This window comes from Sulfitobacter sp. IGS-18 (assembly GCF_059628195.1).
Genome location: NZ_JCAQIH010000002.1, coordinates 360,376 through 378,313, shown reverse-complemented (window position 1 = coordinate 378,313; position 17,938 = coordinate 360,376). Strand labels below are relative to the sequence as shown.

Annotated in this window: 16 protein-coding genes; 6 read left to right on the top strand and 10 right to left on the bottom strand. The window is 63.7% G+C overall.

Translation table 11 applies throughout. The features are described from left to right. Positions 1 to 25 precede the first annotated feature (25 nt). The 5 genes from ACWNZ3_RS19910 to ACWNZ3_RS19890 all read right to left on the bottom strand — a co-directional run bounded on the left by ACWNZ3_RS19910 (position 26) and on the right by ACWNZ3_RS19890 (position 5,649). Positions 26 to 589 (bottom strand): sigma-70 family RNA polymerase sigma factor, encoded by a 564-nt coding sequence (locus tag ACWNZ3_RS19910; RefSeq protein ID WP_496902016.1) that lies wholly within the window; start codon positions 587 to 589, stop codon positions 26 to 28. 145 nt (positions 590 to 734) lie between these two features. After that, positions 735 to 2,039, bottom strand: a complete 1,305-nt coding sequence (locus ACWNZ3_RS19905) for a lysine N(6)-hydroxylase/L-ornithine N(5)-oxygenase family protein (RefSeq protein ID WP_496902015.1) — start codon at positions 2,037 to 2,039, stop codon at positions 735 to 737. Further along, on the bottom strand, positions 2,036 to 3,079 hold the full coding sequence (locus ACWNZ3_RS19900) for a GNAT family N-acetyltransferase (protein WP_496902014.1): 1,044 nt from the start codon (positions 3,077 to 3,079) through the stop codon (positions 2,036 to 2,038). Before ACWNZ3_RS19900 ends, ACWNZ3_RS19905 begins: the two co-directional genes overlap by 4 nt. 81 nt (positions 3,080 to 3,160) lie before the next feature. Beyond that, a complete protein-coding gene (locus tag ACWNZ3_RS19895) occupies positions 3,161 to 4,327 on the bottom strand; it encodes a PLP-dependent transferase (protein ID WP_496902013.1) in 1,167 nt (388 codons plus the stop codon). Continuing rightward, positions 4,324 to 5,649: an MATE family efflux transporter gene (locus tag ACWNZ3_RS19890; RefSeq protein ID WP_496902012.1), complete on the bottom strand. Its 1,326-nt coding sequence runs from the start codon at positions 5,647 to 5,649 to the stop codon at positions 4,324 to 4,326. The genes ACWNZ3_RS19895 and ACWNZ3_RS19890 overlap by 4 nt, the downstream gene beginning before the upstream one ends. A 169-nt stretch (positions 5,650 to 5,818) precedes the next feature. Here ACWNZ3_RS19890 and ACWNZ3_RS19885 point away from each other — a divergent pair, with 169 nt between their 5' ends. From ACWNZ3_RS19885 to ACWNZ3_RS19875, 3 genes are all read left to right on the top strand, one after another. After that, positions 5,819 to 6,085 (top strand): MbtH family protein, encoded by a 267-nt coding sequence (locus ACWNZ3_RS19885; protein WP_496902011.1) that lies wholly within the window; start codon positions 5,819 to 5,821, stop codon positions 6,083 to 6,085. Next, positions 6,082 to 9,951 (top strand): amino acid adenylation domain-containing protein, encoded by a 3,870-nt coding sequence (locus tag ACWNZ3_RS19880; protein WP_496902010.1) that lies wholly within the window; start codon positions 6,082 to 6,084, stop codon positions 9,949 to 9,951. The genes ACWNZ3_RS19885 and ACWNZ3_RS19880 overlap by 4 nt, the downstream gene beginning before the upstream one ends. Before the next feature lie 288 nt (positions 9,952 to 10,239). After that, positions 10,240 to 11,223, top strand: a complete 984-nt coding sequence (locus ACWNZ3_RS19875; protein WP_274574620.1) for a Bug family tripartite tricarboxylate transporter substrate binding protein — start codon at positions 10,240 to 10,242, stop codon at positions 11,221 to 11,223. A gap of 145 nt (positions 11,224 to 11,368) precedes the next feature. Here the strand turns inward: ACWNZ3_RS19875 and ACWNZ3_RS19870 are convergent, their stop codons facing one another. After that, complete coding sequence (locus ACWNZ3_RS19870) at positions 11,369 to 12,154, bottom strand: helix-turn-helix domain-containing protein (RefSeq protein ID WP_496902009.1); 786 nt, start codon at positions 12,152 to 12,154, stop codon at positions 11,369 to 11,371. Positions 12,155 to 12,285: 131 nt separating this feature from the next. Between ACWNZ3_RS19870 and ACWNZ3_RS19865 the strand changes: the two genes are divergently transcribed. Beyond that, positions 12,286 to 12,669 carry a hypothetical protein gene (locus ACWNZ3_RS19865; protein WP_496902008.1) on the top strand — a complete coding sequence of 128 codons (384 nt, stop codon included), beginning with the start codon at positions 12,286 to 12,288 and terminating at the stop codon, positions 12,667 to 12,669. Between the two features lie 200 nt (positions 12,670 to 12,869). Here the strand turns inward: ACWNZ3_RS19865 and ACWNZ3_RS19860 are convergent, their stop codons facing one another. Then, positions 12,870 to 13,310 carry a helix-turn-helix domain-containing protein gene (locus ACWNZ3_RS19860; protein ID WP_496902306.1) on the bottom strand — a complete coding sequence of 147 codons (441 nt, stop codon included), beginning with the start codon at positions 13,308 to 13,310 and terminating at the stop codon, positions 12,870 to 12,872. Between the two features lie 79 nt (positions 13,311 to 13,389). On the opposite strand from ACWNZ3_RS19860, the gene ACWNZ3_RS19855 reads away from it, so the two are divergent. Continuing rightward, the gene (locus ACWNZ3_RS19855; RefSeq protein WP_496902007.1) at positions 13,390 to 14,592 is read left to right on the top strand and encodes an MFS transporter; all 1,203 of its coding nucleotides are present in this window, start codon (positions 13,390 to 13,392) and stop codon (positions 14,590 to 14,592) included. 6 nt (positions 14,593 to 14,598) lie between these two features. On the opposite strand, the gene ACWNZ3_RS19850 is transcribed toward ACWNZ3_RS19855, so the two are convergent. From ACWNZ3_RS19850 to ACWNZ3_RS19840, 3 genes are read right to left on the bottom strand one after another with little or no spacing between them, the layout of a single operon-like run. Next, a complete protein-coding gene (locus ACWNZ3_RS19850) occupies positions 14,599 to 15,393 on the bottom strand; it encodes a metal ABC transporter permease (protein WP_114276910.1) in 795 nt (264 codons plus the stop codon). Next, positions 15,393 to 16,172, bottom strand: a complete 780-nt coding sequence (locus ACWNZ3_RS19845; protein WP_496902006.1) for an ATP-binding cassette domain-containing protein — start codon at positions 16,170 to 16,172, stop codon at positions 15,393 to 15,395. Before ACWNZ3_RS19845 ends, ACWNZ3_RS19850 begins: the two co-directional genes overlap by 1 nt. Further along, positions 16,169 to 16,687: a helix-turn-helix domain-containing protein gene (locus ACWNZ3_RS19840; protein WP_269360494.1), complete on the bottom strand. Its 519-nt coding sequence runs from the start codon at positions 16,685 to 16,687 to the stop codon at positions 16,169 to 16,171. The genes ACWNZ3_RS19845 and ACWNZ3_RS19840 overlap by 4 nt, the downstream gene beginning before the upstream one ends. 56 nt (positions 16,688 to 16,743) lie before the next feature. Here ACWNZ3_RS19840 and ACWNZ3_RS19835 point away from each other — a divergent pair, with 56 nt between their 5' ends. After that, the gene (locus ACWNZ3_RS19835) at positions 16,744 to 17,787 is read left to right on the top strand and encodes a zinc ABC transporter substrate-binding protein (RefSeq protein ID WP_496902005.1); all 1,044 of its coding nucleotides are present in this window, start codon (positions 16,744 to 16,746) and stop codon (positions 17,785 to 17,787) included. Positions 17,788 to 17,938 lie beyond the last annotated feature (151 nt).

The window sequence follows — 17,938 nt, the reverse complement described above, 5'->3', positions numbered from 1 at the left end:
TTGCTGCGGTTACGGGGATCGCTTTTCACAGGGTCTCGGCCAGCGCCGCCTCAAGCTGGGTCTGCGCGCTTTGGATCAGCGCATGGACACGGGAGGCGGACAGGTTCATTTCCCGGGAGATCTCTGTCTGTTGCTTTGCTTTGAGACGCGCCTCCACAAAAGCGTAGCGCCGTTTCGGGCATAATGCGCCGAGTGCGCGCATCAGATGCACAAGATCCTCTTGTGCAGAAAGTTTCTGTTCCACTGGGGTTGCCGGGCAGACAAGCGTCTCGGCAAAAGCATCGCAGGGAATTTCCCGTTTCTGCTTTCGATAATGATCAAGCGCGAGATTGCGCACCATGCGCCGCAAATTGCTGCCGGGGCTGTCCGGGGTCTGCTGCAAGGCCTGACTGGACAGGCAGCGCAGGACCGCGTCCTGCAGCACGTCTTCGGCACGATCGGGAGAGCCCAGGATGCGCATGGCTTCACACATGAGCATGTCGCGATCATGTACCAAATGGTACAGCAGCTGCCGTCGGACGGCTGCGTTTTCCGGTGATACGACAGGCGTCGCGCTCGACAATGGATCGACGGGCAGACTCTCAGACATTGTGGCCTCATGTAGCGGCTAAAAGCGATCTACCTGGCACAAGCTGAGTGAATGAGCGCTTGGTACATGAGAAGCCGAGACACGCCAAGCGTTTGTTCCGCGACCGGCGAACATCCCCCGCGTGTATGGCGCGGGGGCGTCCGTGTCATTCGGCGGCGATGGCCTGCGCCTCGTTGACCAGCGTGCCGAGCGCCGCGACAATCTCGGCAGATCTTTGCGCCAGCACCGACAGCAGGGTATCGCTCAACCCGTGGCTGCTTTCGCTGTAGCCTTGAACGAAGACAGCGGGCCGGAAGCCGGGCTTCATGGACAAGCGGTAATCCCGGCGGGTTTCCGTGTCTTCACACAGTGGCGCCAGCCCATGCAGGACACTGGCATCGAGTTTTCTGGAATAGCCGGTCGCAAAAACAACCTTGTCATAGAGCTTCGTATCGCGCGCCTTGCGGCCGCGCAGCTCGACCCGGAGTTTCGCATCCTCCGACGACATGCCGACAACCTGTGTCTGACTGCGCAACCGCAACCGGCCCGCGCCGCTCACGGATTGCTCGTAAAGCATCGTGTAGATGGCACAGATCAGATCCTCGTCAACCACCGCGTAATTTGTCCCTGACAGCTCATCGAGCAGACCGCGCCGGAGACTTTCGGACATCTCATGGAACCGGTCGGTTTGTTCAGGGGCGAAAATCTCGTTCACGAAGGGGGAATCGTCGGAGGGTTTCATCGCCGATCCGCGCAGGATGAGATCAACCTGCGGCGCTTCCGTTCTCTGGGCGAGATCGGCAAAAATCTCTGCCGCGCTCTGGCCCGCGCCCACGACGGCAATCCGGTCCCCCGCCTTCAGTGCCGGCACGACCCGGCTCATGTAGTCTTTGGAATGGAACAGGCGGTCATCGCCGCGCAGGCCGTCACATACCGGCGGCAACATCGGCGCGCCGCCCGGCGCAATCACGAGGTTACGCGCATGGTAGACATGTTCAGCCCCCGCGCTGTTGCGCGCGGTGACGCAGAGCGTCTGAACAGTGCCGCCCGCACCGGCATTGCCCAGCGGTTCGATACCGCACACGTTCCGATCATAATCACAGCAGTCAAACTGTCCGGCAACCCAGCCGAGATAGTCGTTGAACTCGACCCGCGACGGAAAAAACGTCTTGCGATTGATAAAGGCGTTCATCCGCCCCTTCTTGTGCAGGTAATTGAGAAAGCTGTAGCGGCTTTGCGGATTACGTTGCGAGACAAGGTCCTTGAGGAACGAAATCTGCATATCCGTGCCGGGGATCATCATGCCGGGATGCCAGGCGAATGCGGGCCGCGCTTCGAGGAACTTCACCCGGATCGGCAGCCCCGCCTCTTCGATCGCAATCGCAAGCGACAGGTTCGAAGGGCCGAAACCGATGCCGATCAGGTCGTAGATCTCATCGTCGTTCCGGGGGGTGTGGGTGGGTGCAGTCATGTCCAGTCTCCTGTTGAGGGAAGGCGGGCAGGGGCAAAGCAGAGCGGAGCTCCCCCGCCGGTCTCTGGCCGCGCCCAGAGGCGGGCCTCGAAGAAATGCTGGCGTTCGAGAGCGACGAGGCTGGCACGTTTGTGGGAAAAGTCGAACTGGCGCAGATGGGCAAAGCCACCGCGCGACAGATTGGCGAGCTGTCGGGCGTGGCTGGCTTTCGGCTCGCCCATCACGGTCTGGGTGCGCGGTTCCGCGAGGAACATGTAATGCATGAGCGACGGCATCCATGCAGTGACGTAATCGGCCCCGCGAATATCCTCTTCGCCGATCAGGACATGCCAGCCACGATCCCATGCGGCGGCGTCATATTGCGCGCCCAGCCGGTTCTCCCGGCACCAGTAAAGCTCGAAATAGCCGAAATCGCGACCGTCCAGCGCCCCGATCAGCGGCAGCATATGCGGGTCGGCCAGGAGCCGCGCGATATAGTCGCGGTGTTCATCCAGCGTCCCTGCCTCTTCGAAAAACTCCGCCACGCGCGGATCGTTCTGCCAACGATGGAATGTTTCGAGATCGGAGATGTCGAGCGCCCGCAGCGTCAGCCATTGGTCGAGCCAGGGGATATGACGGCGATACAGCACCCCTTCGGACCGGGGCGGGCGGATCGGATGACGGCCATGCGGACCTTGCGTCCAGAGCGTCGGATAGGCCGGCACGGTTCGGGTCAGCCAGCGGTCCGTCACCTGCCAGAAGGCAGCGGGCAGAACCAGGGGGCCGATCTCTGTGGCAAGTGCGATCCCCTTTTGCATCAGCTCTGGCAAAAGCGGTGCCCAATCGGCCCCCTTGAGGCGGATCGCGACCTCCGGACCTTGCGTGGTCAGCGCCTCGAAGGCGGCCAGCGCCCGGGCGAAGGCATCCTCACCCGGCGGGGCAGAAAGCTCAATCCGCCCGCCCCCCAGATCCCTGAATCGCTGCGGTTCATATCCGGCGATTTCGATACGCTCGCCGATCCGGCGCGCATGAAGCGGTTGTTCAGTCAGGTCACGAGGCATGGCGGCTCTCCTTAGGCGTCTCTCTTGGCTGGGTCCGGAGCAACACCCGGCAGAAGTTGCCCATTGTTTGATCCGCGTCCCTCATGCCGCGACCTGCCCGGCCCGGTTGAGCGCCTGGCCGAGATCGGAGAGCAGGGTCCCCACCGGCTCCAGCCCCACGGCAAGGCGGATGGTGCGCGGGCTGACGCCGAAGCGTTGAAAGGAATTCGCCGCCCCGGCGAGGCCACATGCGGCCTGCCCCGGAACAATCAGGCTTTCCGGTCCGCCCCAGCTCACACCCAGACGGATCACCCGCAGCGCATTGCAGAACCGTTCGACATCAACACCCTCCGCCAGGTCAAAGGCGAAGAGCCCGCCGCAGCCGGACAGCCCCTTGGGCATCTCCGAAAGGCCGGGGTGATGCACCGCGGTGACCCGGGGATCGTCAGCCAGTGTCCGGGCGATGGTCAGCCCGCTCTCCATATGGGTGCGCATCCGAAGCAGCAGCGTCCGCATCCCGCGCAGCACCAGAAACGCATCCATCGGGGCCATGCGTCCGCCGTAAAGATGCGTTGCTTCGTGGTCGATCCTGGTGATCAGCTCTTTCGGCCCGGCGACCAGCCCGGCCAGCGTGTCGCTGTGCCCGGAGAGGTATTTCGAGGCGGCATGAACGATGAGGTCGACGCCAAGGGCGGCAGGTTTCTGGAACATCGGGGTGGCCCAGGAATTGTCGATCACGGAGAGCACCCCAAGGCGCCGCGCTGCGGCGGCAATGGCGGCAACATTCTGGGGCTGGAACGTCCAGCTTGTCGGGCTTTCCAGATAGACCAGGCGCGCGCCCGGCAAGGCGTCGATCACGGCCTGCGTGTCGGTGCCGTCGACATAGATCGTCTCGACCCCGAACCGGCGCAGAACCGTCTCAAACAGGCGATAGGCATCGGAATAGAGATGCTCGACCGTGACGATCCGGTCTCCGCTTTGGACAAAGGGCAGTACCGCGCCGCAGATTGCGGCCATACCGGAAGAGAACCCGCGCGCGGCTTCTGTCCCTTCGAGCCGGGCGATCAGCCCCTCCAGCTCGCTCACCGTCGGGTTGTCACCGCGCGAATAGACCAGGCGGTCCGAGCGTCCGGCAAAGACATCGGCGATCTGCGCGTAGCTGTCGAACAGAAAGGAGGAGCTTTGAAAGATCGGCGGGGCGCTGGCCGAAAAGGGCGGCTGGTGCACCGGGCTGATGAGGTCAGGAAAAGTCGGATCAGATGTGGTCATGCGGAAACTCCCGATGTGGTGGCGGACAGGCGGCCCTGACGCATCAGCATCAGCGCTAGAAGAGCGGCAAGGCAGGCGGCAAGCGCCATGGAAACGGGCAGGGCGGACAGCCCGAAAGGCGGCACCAAGAGCGCCAGCAAAGGCCAGAACAGCCACCCCATCGGGGCCAGCCCGAGGAGAAGCGCGGCACGGGGGCGGATCGCCGCCTGAAGGCCGATCTGCGCCACCAGGCGCAGCGCCACGGCAGGGACACAGAGGGCAAGCCAGCCAAGTGCGGTAACGCAATGCGCCTGAACATCCGTGTCAACGCTCAGAACCCGGCTCACCGGCACCGCGCCGAGCCACAGCACGATGCCCAAAGCTGCCCCCACGCCCAATGCACCCCGGAGCAAGAACCGCTGCGCATCAGCCGCGCGCCGCGATGCACCGGCCCCGAAAGCATGGGCGAGAACGGGCTGAACGCCGATGGCAAACCCTTCCAGCGGCAGGGTCACGACAAACACGAGGCGCAGGGCAAGGCCCAATCCGGCCACCGCCGCGACGCCGCCCAGATCGGCAGCGAGGCGCAGCAGGGCCATGAGGCCGAATGTGGTCACAGCCAGCGCCGCCGCCTCCGGCAAGCCGACACGCAGCATCGGCGCCAGCAGCGAGAGGGTTCCCGGCTTCGGACGCCGGGCGGGGGCGCGGAACCAGACGGCCCAGACCGACAGCGTGACGATCTGGGCGGACAGCGTCGCCCAGGCCGCTCCGTTCAGCCCCAGATCAAGGCCAAAGATAAACAGCGGATCGAGCGCCATGTTCAGCCCGAAACACAGCGCAAGTGTCTTGAGGCTCATCGCCGCGTGACCGCGCCCGATGGCAAGAAAGTCGCACAGGATCTGGATCAGCCCGAAGGACATCGTGAGGGTCAAAAGCGGGTAGTAGGCGCGGGCAGGTGCCAGGCTTCCCTCGGGTGTGCCAAGCAGGTCCAGAACCGGCGCGCGCAGGATCTGGAGCAGGCACCACAGGGCAACCGCCAGAACGCCAGCCACGCAGAAGGCAAGCCCCGCGATGCGGCGGGCGCGTTCCGGATCACTCGCACCAAGCGCCCGCGCCGATGTGCTTGCGGCCCCGACGCCCAGCCCGACACCCAGAGCCGCGATCAGGCCCGCGAAGGGCGCCAGCAGCGTCAGGACCGCCAGAGGTTCTGCGCCCAGCCGCCCGACAAATCCCGCATCCACCACCTGATGCGCGGCGTTCAGCGACAGCCCGGCCATGGCGGGAAGACCCAGACGCAACATCAGCCTGGGCAGGTTCGGATCGGCAAGGTCGAGTGCGTTCATTCTGTGGTCCAGCATGCGGGGTCTCACACCAAGACGTGCGGGCAATCGGGAAATTCACAGCCGGAGGAGAAAAAATCGAAAGAAGCGAAAATTTAATCCGCCAAGGTGAATTTCGCGCTGCCCCGAACGTCTGAGAGGAAACAGTTCACATTCGGACCGGAGGTTTTCGATGTCGCACCCACCCCAGACCAGTTTGCAAATACAGGCCAGCTTGCAGGCACATTCCCTGACCCATCCTCAGGCGCAATGGTGCATCCTGCGCAATCACGAAGGCCGGTATTCCGTGCATCCCGCAGCCTATGATCCGCCCGCGGGCTGGTGCCTTGCCGGTGGCCCGGACACGCGCGACGCCTGCCTGGCTCAAATCGCGGGAACCTGGACCGACATGCGCCCCGAGGCGTTGAAAGCGGCCATGCGGGCGGAGGCGTCGGCATGAGCAAGGATCTGGTCATCGACACCTCCGCCGTCACCCTGCAGCCGCGCCGCCTTGGCGATCTGGAAAAACGCATTTTCGCGCATGAACAGGTGGGCGAACTGGCGGCCTTTGTCCCGGAAGTTCTCATCCTCGGATTGGATGCGCGTCATTCTGAGGCACAGATTGTCAATGCACTCGGCGCGGTACTCGGCCGACACCCCGCGTTCACCTCCCGGTTCGAACAGCGCCCCGGCGGCGAGGTCTGGCGGCATTTTGACGGGGAAACGCCGCTGACGCACTGCGGCATGGGTCTGCGCGCGGATGTGCGCCACCGCTGCACCGCGCACCGCCCCGTGTTGCGCGGCCGGATGGCGTTTGCCGATCTCTGGACGGCACGATCCGGGGGGCATTTCCTGGCACTGACGCTGCATCCAATTCTTGCAGATGACGGCGTGTTTGCCACGATCGAGGCGGCGCTTTGGCGGGAGCTCGGGATCATGGAGGGGCCCGAGGTGGCGCCTGCGCCCACACCGGCCAAAGACCGTGCCACCCGTGCGCGCGATCTGAGCGGCTGGCAAAACCTGCTCGACAGCTATGCGATTGCCCGTATCCCCCCGCGTCCGGCGACAACGGAGGACACCGCGCGCCTGCGGGTTTCCCGTCTGTTGCCAGCGCCCCTGTCGGCGCGCCTGCAAGCGGCGGGGACCGAGAGCGTTCTGGCCACAGCACTTGCGCTTGTGTTGCACCGTTACACCGGGCTGCGGAACCTGCGCTTTGCCCTCGGCGCGCCCGCTGTATCCGACCATCGCCATGCCGGTGTCATGCCGCTTTGCGCGGCCCTCGACCCGTTCAAGGGCTTTGGTCAGGCGCAGACCCGCATCGCCCGCGCCATTGCAGAGGGCCGCGCGCATCTTCTGCCTGCCGAGGTGCTCATTCAGGATCGACTGAGCCGCGCCGATGTGGACCGGCATCCGCTGGGCGCGGTGTCGCTGCACGTCTTGCCGGTCCGGGACCTGCCCGAGGGGATCACCCGCATTGCCCGGCCTCTGCCGCCCCTGGCCGAAGAGGTGGTGATTGTCGCGGAACATGCGTCAGAGGGTCTGCGGCTGATCGCCGATGCGGAGGCGGGATTGTTCACCGAGGCCCAGATTGCCCGGCTTCTTACCCATCTTGAGCGGATGATCACTGACGGGCTGGACAGGCCCGAGGCACCGACGGCGCGTATCGCGCTGGTGTCGCAACAGGAACTGGACGCGCTCTCTGCACCCTACCCGGATAACACGCCCATCGACCGGCGCGCGACCCATGAGATCATCGCGGATCACGCCCGCGCCACACCGGACAAGATGGCGGTGATCTGCGGCGAAGACCGGCTTACCCATGGCATGCTCGACGCACGGGCCAATGCCCTGGCGCATCACCTCGTCACGCTTGGTGTCGGTGCCGAGGTGCCAGTCGCGATCCTGATCGAACGCGGGGCCGATGCCATGGTGGCGATCCTCGCCGCGATGAAGGCGGGCGGGGCCTATATCCCCGTGGAACCGGATCATCCCGAAAGCCGCAATCACCACATCCTTTCCGATGCTGGCGTGCGCGTTGTGCTGACCAGCCGGCGCTATCGCGACAGGCTGCCGGATGGGCTGTCCGCGACGGTGCTCTGCCTTGAGGATTTCGCCGACCCGCCGCGCCTGGACGCGCCGCAGGTGGTGATCCACCCCGACCAGCTCGCCTATGTCATGTATACCTCCGGCTCGACTGGAAAGCCCAAGGGCGTTGCCGTCGAACACGGTCCGCTCACCGACCACAACCAGACCACCGCGCGTGTCTATGAGATGAGTTCGGAAAGCCGCGAATTGCCGTTCCTGCCGTTCTCCTCGGACGGCGGGCATGAGCGCTGGATGGTGCCGCTGATGATGGGCGGCTCCGTGGTGGTGCCCGACGGGCCGCTCTGGACCCCGGAACAGACGCTGAGCGCGATGCGCGAACACGGCTGCAACAACGCGTCGATCCCGACCACCTATCTGCAACAGCTCGCCGAATGGGCCGAAGAGACCGACAGCGCCCCGCCAATGCGGCTTTACAGCTTTGGTGGCGAGGGCTTGGCGCAATCGACCTTCGATCTCCTGTCCCGCGCGCTCAAGGCCGCGACCCTGATCAACGGCTATGGCCCGACGGAGACGATCATGACACCGATGGTGTGGAAAGTCGCCGCCGGCACGCGGTTCGAGGGGGTCTATGCCCCTCTTGGCCGGGCCGTCGGCGACCGGCGCGCCTATGTGCTCGACCCCGAGATGATGCCCTGCCCGCAGGGCGTTGTCGGTGAGATCTATCTTGGCGGCACGGGCGTGGCACGCGGCTATGTCGGCAAACCCGATGTCACCGCCGACCGGTTCATTCCCGATCCCTTTGGCCCGCTGCTCGACGGCACCTCCGGCGCGCGGCTTTATCGCACCGGCGATCTGGGACGCTGGCGCGAGGATGGCACCATCGAATTCGTCGGCCGTGTCGATCTTCAGATCAAGGTGAACGGCTACCGGATCGAACCGGGCGAGATCGAGGCCGCGCTGCTGACCGATGCCGATGTCAGCGAGGCCCTGGTGCTGCTGCGCGAAGATGGCGCGGCAAAGCGGCTGCTGGCCTATGTGGTGGGGCCGGAGCTGTCGGCGGGCGAGGCGCTGCTGGCCGGGCTGGAGACGAAACTGCCAAGGCACATGTTGCCCGAGGCAGTGATCGTTCTGGAGAAGATGCCGACCAATCCGAATGCGAAACTTGACCGTGCGGCCCTGCCCATGGTGCCGGTTCAGACCCGCAAGGGCGCGGGTGTGCGGCCTGTGGGCGAGGCCGAGGAGGCGATCCTCACGCTCTGGCGCGAGATCATCGGCGCGCCGGAGATGGGGGTCACCGACGATTTCTTTGCCATGGGCGGCAAGTCACTTCTGGCTTTGAAAGCCCTCGCGGGGATGCGCAAACGATGGCCCGGCACGGCGCTGACCATCGCGGACCTCTTCGATGCGCCCAGCGTGCGCGCCATCGCGGCGCGGATCGAAGCGGGCGGTCAGACCGGGCGCAGTGCCATTGCACTGCGCGCAAGCGGCACGAAACCCCGGCTCTATTGCTTTCCCGGTCTGCTCGTGTCCACGCGCGAATATCTGCGGCTCACCGATTACCTCGGCCCGGATCAGCCGGTGACCGGCTTCCTGTGCCATTCGCTCAACGAGGAGAAAAGGCTCAATGTCTCCGTCGAAGAGGTCGTGGCGCAATATGCCGACCACATCCGCCGCGAAAGCGCCGGGCAGCCGGTTGCCTTTCTCGGCTGGTCCTGGGGCGGGTTGCTTGCCTGGGAAGCGGCGCGCCAGTTGCAGGGGGAGGTCGATCTGCGCCTGACGGGCATGGTCGATGTCTGCGATCTTGGCACGGATTTCATGCCGGGGGTCACGCCGGAGTTTGCCCCGGGCGAACGCGAGGCTCTGGCGCAAGACCTGCAGGTCTGGCTCGGCAAGACCAGGATGCGCGCGCAATGGGACAGGCTCATTGGCGCGATGGATGCGGAATGTTACGACCAGTTCCTGCGTTTTATCGGCAATGAGGCGGAGCCGCTGCCGTTTGACGGGCCGGAGATTTCGAGCCGGGAACATACCTTCTGGGTGCTGATCGACAATGCATTGGTATTCCGCCAGCACCGCCCCGCGCCGCTCGACCTGCCCGTGGCCTCGTTCAGCGCGGGCGACAGTCTCAGCCGGGGGCTCAACCTCATGGATTGGCGCCGTCTGTCGCCGCGGGCCACCCCGGCCGAAGTGGTGAACGGCACCAACCACCTGCATATCATCGGCGAGACCCGGTTCCACAGCCGGTTCAAAGCACGGCTGGATGCGGCGTTTGACGACTGAGTGAGGGGGCCTCGGCCCCCTTCCGGCATTGCCGGCTTGCTTGCCACCTGCATCGGGCGCGACGGGTCAGCCGCCAACAACAAGGGGCATCCCGGCGGGTGGTCGCAACGGCCAAAGGGGTGAAATCTGGCTCTGACGGGCCTTCGATGCATACGGAGGTGCCGGCTTCTGCCATTCATTTTTGCAGCCTTTGACCAACTTCTGCTCAGTTTCACGGGCAACGAAAAACAATGACACTGCGCCTGTCTTTGTCGCACCTGCGACGTTCCGCTCTGAGGAGGAGAGCCCATGATATTTTCGTTTACACAGTCTTTACGCGCGGCAGCCGCCGCCTGCCTGGTGACCGTATCGGCCACAGCGCTCTATGCGCAGGACAGCTGGCCTGCCGGTCCGGTCGAGGTCGTGATGCACACCAAGCCCGGCGGCACGTCCGACATTTTCATCCGCACCCTGGCCGAGTCGCTGGAACCGGCCATTGGCCAGACCATTGTGGTTCAGAACGCCCCCGGCGGCGGCGGTGCCGCACAGATGGCCAAAGTCCGCTCCGCCAAACCGGATGGGCTGACGCTGGGCATCAACACACTGACCCATTTCACCGGCATGGCCACCAACCTCAAAGGCACCTTCGCACCGGAGGATTTTTCGTGGATTGCGGGGGTTCAGGTTGACCCGATCCTCTACTACGTGCGCGCAGACAGCCCCTATAACACCATGGCAGAGGCTGTCGCAGCCGCCAAAGCCAACCCGGGCAGCGTGTCCATCGGCGGTTTCGGCCCCGTCGGATCCATGCAGAACCTCGGCACCTCGATGATCGAAACGGCAACCGGCGCCAAGTTCAACTGGATCGGCTATGAATCCACGCCGGACATCACGACCGCGCTTCTGGGCGGGCACATTGATATCGCCGTCTCCAACCTCGGCCCCACAGCCGCGTTCTTTGAAGCTGACCGGATCAAGGGCCTGGGCGTCCTGAATGACAAACGGCTGACGGGTGCACCCGATCTGCCAACGCTTGCCGAACAAGGCATCGAAGTGGACACCAGCTGGGTCCAGGTCCGTGGCGTCTTTGGCCCCAAGGACATGCCGCTGGAGCTGCAACAGCAGATCGCTGATGCATTCCACGATGCAATGAAAGCGGATTCCTACCAGGAATATGCCAAGAGCACCGGTGTCACGGATTCCGATATGGGCCCCGAAGAATATGCCAAATTCGTCGAGACAATCGGCGCCGTCGCTGTGACACAGCTGACTGCGGCAGGTCTGCTCCAGTAACCTCACCGTCTGCGGCTTACCCCGTTGCCGGTCGAGGCGGTCCTTTCGATGAAGCCGCCGCTGGCGACGGGACATTGGCTCAGCTATCTGTGAAACCGCCGACAAACCTGGTTTCCTCCGCCTCCCAGATTGGAGGCGGAGGATGTTACGCCAAGGCTTGCGCCGTTCGGTCGTCTGCCGGGAAAAATGCCTCGATCGTGACCTCGGACAGGGCAACGTCGACGGCGGTTCCGAATACCGTAGTAGTACTGAGGAAAGACAGCGGCCCTGCATCTCCCTTCAGTCTGAGCGGAATTGCGATGCTGCCCGCTTGCGCGGCGTCTGATGCCAGGTTGCCCCCGGGTCCGGACACGGGATAGGCGGCAAGCTCGTCGCGCAGCTGCGCCAGCCTGGCGTCCGCCGAATACGAGATGTCGTGATCCAGCCGGTTAAGCAGATGCGCGCGCCACTCCGCGAGGTTCAGAATGCGCGGGGCCAGCCCCTCTGGATGCAGGCTGAGTCGCAGCACGTTGACCTCGCCCGTCAGCAGATGCGGCGCGGCATCTGACATCAGGCGCTGCGCTGCAGCATTGGCGCAGATCAGACCCCAGTGGCGATCTACCGCCAGGGCGGGATGCGGCAAATGGCCATGCAGGACCTTTTCGATCATCCCGCGCATGCCGGATTGTTCCGGCGTGTCCAGCCGGTGATGCGGGTAATGCGGCGCATGACCTGCCGCCGTCAGCATCGTATTGCGCGCCCGCAAAGGCACGTCGAGGTATTCGCTGAGCAGCAGTACCATGTCCCGGCTGGGACGCGCGCGCCCGGATTCGACAAAGCTGAGGTGCCGTTGCGAAATTTCGGCCTCGCTGGCCAGAGCCAGCTGACTGAGCCTGCGCCGTTGCCGCCATTCCCGCAACTGCCGCCCTACGGTTTCCGATGTGTTGTTCATGGCAATTGTCTACCGCGCTGACTGCCGGCAAACAATTACCTCCCAGGTAATCGACCCCAGCAGCGCTGGCGGGCAAATTCCAGGCAGACGCCGCCGGAGTGGCGCGTTGAACATCCGCAAAGGAGACAATCATGTTACATCAAAGCCAGATACCTGCGTTGCAAACCATTCTGAAACTCGATTCCGCCACCTGCGCGCTGATGGGCGCGCTGTCGGTATCTGCATCCGGGTTGGTGGCAGGGGTTACCGCAATTCCGGCAGATCTGCTGTTCTGGGCGGGGTTGCTGCTTTTTCCCATTGCCGCGTTCATGGCGGTTCTGGCCGGGACCGTCTCGGTGCCCTCGCTGGGGACCTATCTGGTGATCGGCGGCAATGTGTTGTGGATCGTGGCGAGCCTGGCGCTGCCCGTTACCGGCATTATATCGCCAAACGTCTTTGGCTGGATCCTTGTGCTGGGTCAGGCCGTTGTCGTGGCCGGTTTCGTCTGGGCGGAATGGACCGCGGCGCAGCGCTGAGCGCGGGCGTATCCGCTGCGACAACCGACATGAAAAGCAAGGCCCCGTGTTCAGGGCCTGCCCGGAAACAATTGATGCAACGCCGGCACCGTTTGGGAGCGTTGCATCTGCCACGTTGGCATGAAACCATCCGCTCGCTGGACCTGCCGCCGATCAGGGAAACGTCGCCTGTCGGCGTGATCCATCGACGGGGCTGCGGTTCACCGCAATCCGGCAGATGCCTTTGAACGGCTCTTTGCCTTCTTTGATCTTCGCCGCCCCATGACACCGACAAGACGTCTGAAGGTCGGACATTCCATGTGCGACGGTGCCGGACACTCGGCGACGTGTCGCAGGGTATCGCGCAGGGCCGTCAGCTCGCGGATCTGCCGATCCAGATCGTCCGCGCGGTCGTGCAATTCCTGGCGCGGCAGGTCCGGTCTCCCGTCTCGGCCGAACATGCCAGCGATGTCTTCAAGAGAAAATCCCGCCGACTTTCCCATCGAGATCAGCGCAAGCTGCAACAGCACATCGGGCGCGAATTGTCGCCGAAGCCCGTGCCGGCCGACCGATGAGATCAGGCCGATTTCATCATAGTAGCGCAGGGTCGATGCCGGAATTCCGACGGTTTGCGACACCTCGCCGATATCGAGCATTTTCATACTTGACCTCAAGTTGGCTTGAATTCGTAGGATGGCTTCCCACACCATTTTTGGCAAGCGGAGACGCAAATTGAAGGTCATGAAATCATCCGAACCGACGGCTGCAAGGCTTGGCGCATTGCTGTGCCTGTCGCTGTCAATGCTGCTGGCTTCACTGGGCACCAGCATTGCCAATATCGCGCTGCCGACCCTTGCGGTGGCCTTTGAGGCACCGTTCCATCAGGTGCAGTGGATCGTGATCGCCTATCTTGTGGCACTCACGCTCTTTGTTGTGCTCGCCGGTCGACTTGGGGATCTGTTCGGCCGCGCGCGGATGTTGCTGCTGGGGCTGATTGTCTTCTCGCTGGCATCCGCCCTGTGTGGCTGGGCACCCAACCTTTGGGCTCTGGTTGCGGCCCGCGCCGCGCAGGGCATCGGCGCGGCTTTCCTGATGACATTGACCATCGCCCTGGTCAGGGAGACGGCTGGCGGCGAAAGTGTCGGCCGCATCATGGGGCTGCTTGCGACCATGTCTGCGGTTGGAACGGCCTTGGGGCCATCGCTGGGCGGGTTGTTGATCGGGTTGGCCGGGTGGCCGTTTGTCTTCTTTATCCTGGTCCCGATCGGCCTGGGCGCGGCAGGTCTGGCGTGGCGGTTCCTGCCGTCGGCTGCGCCGGGCATCACGTCGCCACGGACGGGGCTTTCCGCGCTGCGCGAAAAAGGTGTCATCCCCGGCATGGCTGCCAATCTTCTGGTGGCAAACCTGATGATGGCCACGCTGATCGTGGGGCCATTCTATCTTGGCCTTGGGCTTGGGTTCAGCCCTGTAACTGTCGGTCTGGTCATGTCGCTTGGGCCGGTGATTTCGATCTGCGTCGGTGTGCCTTCCGGCTATCTCGTCCATTTCTGGGGCGCGTCGCGCGTGCTGCTGATCGGGCTTGCGGGGCTGGCTGCCGGTGCATTTGCCCTGTCGGCCCTGCCGACAGTGTTCGGTGTTTACGGCTATATTGCCGCCATCATGATCCTGACACCGGGATATCAGATGTTCCAATCTGCCAACAACACGATGGTCATGGCAAATGTCGCTGACGGCGCGCGCGGCGCGGTGTCGGGCCTGCTTGGTCTGTCGCGCAACCTCGGGCTTGTCTGTGGCGCCTCGGTCATGGGTGCCGTTTTCTCCTTCGGTGCAGGGACAAGCATCATCGAAGCCGCGGCACCCGGTGCGATTGGCAACGGCATGCAGCTGACATTTGCCCTTGCCGGAGCATCGATGGTCGCAGCCCTATGGGTGACGCGGCGCTGACAGGCCCTAACCTTGGGTTCGCACCCCCTTGAGGATGCTTGTCATCAGAAAGATGATGGCCGCAACGCAAACGATGGAAGGGCCCGCGGGTGTGTCCAGGGCATAGGCGGCACGCAAGCCGGCTATGGCCGATCCGCCGCCGATCACGGCGGCGATCAGGGCCATTTCTTCCGGCGTGCGCGACAGCGCGCGCGCGGCGGCGGCGGGGATGATCAGCATCGCCGCGATCAGCAGGACGCCGACAACCTTGATCGCAACGGCGACGGTGACGGCAAGCGCCAGGGTCAGAACCAGTTGTTCGCGCTTGGGGTCGATACCCCCGGCATAGGCAAGCTCTTCGCTCAGGGTTGCGGTCAGCAGCGCGGACCAGCGCCAGCCGATCAGCCCGACGACCAGAACGGCACCGCCCCAGATCACAGCCAGATCGCCGCGCGACACCGCCAGAATGTCGCCGAACAGATAGGCCATCAAGTCGATGCGGATGCCGGACAGGAACGAGACGGCGACCAGCCCGAAGGCCAGGGCGGAATGAGCCAGGACACCCAGAAGCGTGTCCATTGCGTAACCACGACCGGTCAGCAGCGTGACGGTCAGGGCCATGGCCAGGGCCACAGCCACGGCGCCCGCAAAGATCGACACCTGGAGCGCCAGGGACAATGCCACGCCAAGGATCGCGGCATGGGCCGTTGCATCGCCGAAATAGGCCATGCGGCGCCAGACGACGAAACTGCCCAGAGGGGCGGCGGCACAGGCCACACCGATACCGGCCAGTGTTGCGCGGGTCATGAAATCGTCCAGCATTATTCAGCGGCCTCGGTCTTGGTCTGTGGTGGATGGTCGTGCCCGTGGTCGTGGTCGTGGTTGCAGGTTTCATCATGCGCGTGATCATGGTCGTGGCGGTACAGCGCAAGTGCTCCGCCGGTGCCGGAGCCGAAAAGGGCACGGTATTCCGGCGCGGCTGATACGATTTCCGGCGTGCCCTCGCAGCAGACGTGCCCGTTCAGGCAGATGACCCGGTCTGATGCGCTCATCACCACGTGCAATTCGTGGCTGATCATCAGGACGGCGCATCCGGTGTCTTTGCGCACCTCCTCGATCTGGCGATAAAAGGCGGCGGAACCGGGTTGATCGAGACCCTGCGTTGCCTCGTCCAGCAGCAGGATTTCGGGCTCATTGATCAACGCGCGTGCCAAGAGAACGCGCTGCATCTGGCCGCCGGACAAGGCTGACATCTGGCGCCGCGACAGATCCGGGACACCGGCCCGGGCCAGCGCCCGCGCACAGGCATCGCGCGCGATCCCGCCCGGAAGCCGCAGGAATCTCTCAACCGTGATGGGCAGGGTCGGGTCGATGTGCAGTTTCTGCGGCACGTAGCCGATGCGCAGCGCAGGCTTGTGCGTGATCCGCCCCGATGCGGGGCGCACCGCGCCGATCAGCGCCCGCAGGAGCGTGGTCTTGCCGGAGCCGTTCGGGCCGACAATGGTCACGATTTCACCGGGTTCGATGGCGAGCGATACATGGGCCAGTACCGTTTCGGCCCCGTAGCCGACGCTGATGTCTTCAACGGTGACAAGGCTCATGGTGCGGCATTCTCCGCACAGGCGGGGCAGAGGCCGACGGCTTCCACCACAGTCCGTTCGATCTGAAACCCCGTTGCGCGCGCTGCCTCTCCGAGGGAGCCGCGTGCGGGTGCCGATTGTGCTTCGGCAACCGAATCGCAGACTCTGCAGATCATGAAGGCAGGCGAATGGTTGGCTCCGGGATGTGCACAGGCAACAAAGGCGTTCAACCGCTCGATCTTATGCGCGAAACCATTGGCAACCAGGAATTCAAGCGCACGATAGGCGACAGGAGGCTGGGACCCGAAACCGGCGTCACGCAGCCGGTCCAGTGTTTCATAGGCACCTAGGGCGCGATGTTCCTGCAGCAGAATCTCCAGCGCCTTGCGCCGGACCGGGGTAAAGCGCAGCCCGTTGTTGGCGCAATGCGCCTCGGCCGCGGCCACTGCAGTATTGATGCAATCGGCATGGTCGTGCTTGTCGAAACCGACCGGATCTGACGGTGTTTCATGATCTGTCTGCGACCTACTTGTCATGTTATTACATTTCCTGTATCCGACCTGTAACGTTATAAAATCACATGGAGTTGGAGATGTCCAGAAACCTCGCGCCCTGGTCCCTGGCGGCTGTGCTGCTGGCCGGAACGGCCCTCGCGGATGTGCCGAATGTGGCCGTCGATATCGCACCGGTGCATGCGCTGGTCGCCCGCGTAATGGAAGGGGTGGGGGAGCCGTCGCTGATCGTGGCACCCGGTGCCAGCCCGCATGAATACAGCCTGCGCCCCTCCGAGGCGAAGGCTCTGCAGGATGCGGAGCTGGTGTTCTGGGTCGGTCCCGAACTGACCCCCTGGCTGGACGATGCAATCGATACGTTGGCGGACGATGCCACAATTGTGGCGCTGATGGAGTCAGAGGGCACCACGGAGCTGCCTTTGCGCGAGAATGCATTGTTCGAGGTGCATCACCATGGCGATGAAGAACATGCCGAAGATCATGATCATGCAGAACATGAAAATCACGATGACCACGCGGATCATGCCGAAGAGCACGAGGGTCACGATCATGCCGGTCACGAACATGGGGAGCACGATCATGGAGAGCAAGAACATGCAGGCCACGACCACGGCGATCACGACCCGCATGTCTGGCTGTCCCCGGACAACGGTTCGGCCTGGCTGAACACGATTGCTGCCGCGCTTTCAGCGGCCGATCCGGACAATGCCGGAGCGTATTTTGCAAATGCCGCTGCGGGACGCGAGGAACTGGCGGATCTGCGCATTGAAATCAACAGCATCCTGGAACCCCTGCGCGGTGCCAACTTCATCGTTTTCCACGATGCCTACCAGTATTTCGAAGCGGCTTTCGATTTTCCGGCATCAGGCGCAATTTCCGTTTCTGATGCCACAGATCCGAGCCCGGCGCGCATTGCCGAGATTCAGGAGCGTGTTGCGGATCAGAAGGTGACCTGCATCATGTCCGAGCCGCAATTCAATCCAGGCATCGTCGCCTCGGTCATGGAAGGCACGGCGGCGCGCACGGGAGTTATGGACCCATTGGGGTCTGACCTTGAACCGGGTGCGGAGCTTTATCCGCAACTCTTGCGCAACCTGGCGAACGCGCTGGCGGAGTGTCTCTGACGCATCAGGCGTTTCCTGCTGCGGCCACCCTGTGGCGCAGCAGGAGGCTCGAGGATTTTCGGGCCTCCAAGATGTGATGTAATTACATAATGAATGGGGCCCGCGGAGGCGCCCCCCAAACAATCAGATGTGGCTTTGGCCGCAGGATCCA